Raw genomic sequence first — 478 nt, 5'->3', positions numbered from 1 at the left:
AATCGGTTTTACCCAGATCTCCGGTTTTTCTGTTACCTCTGGTTTCTCTAGTACATTCGGTTCCTCTGTCACCTTTGGTGTTTCCGGTTTTTCTTCTTTTAACTCTTCTGTTGTTTCAACTTCCACTTGTTCTTCCTCTGGTTTTACCCAGATTTCCGGTTTTTCTGTTACCTCTGGCTTATCTGGTACATTCGGCTCTTCTGTCACCTTTGGCTCTTCCGGTTTTTCTAGATCTTTTATTTCTTCTGTTGTTTCGAACTTACCTTCTTCTTCTACTTCCGTCGCTTCCTGTATCTTCATATTTACAATATCATATCCGTTAACTTTCGATTGATATCCCGATACTGGATGCTCTTTTACTGTGTACGTATAGGCATTACCGTCATTATCATATGCAGGTATATTTGCAAATGTATAATTCCAATTGTTTTCTGCTGTTACGTCTTGTGTCTGGATTACGTCACCATTTTTCAGTAAA

At 38.7% G+C, this 478-nt stretch carries 1 protein-coding gene; it reads right to left on the bottom strand.

Features of this window, described 5'->3' with window-relative positions:
- On the bottom strand, nt 1-478 hold a 478-nt coding region (locus tag JTF23_RS27450; protein WP_204210291.1), incomplete at both ends, for a Cna B-type domain-containing protein.

This window comes from Bacillus sp. RIT 809, assembly GCF_016892495.1.
GTDB classification, from domain to species: Bacteria; Bacillota; Bacilli; order Bacillales; family Bacillaceae_G; genus Bacillus_A; species Bacillus_A cereus_U.
This window is presented reverse-complemented; position numbering and strand designations above follow the sequence as displayed.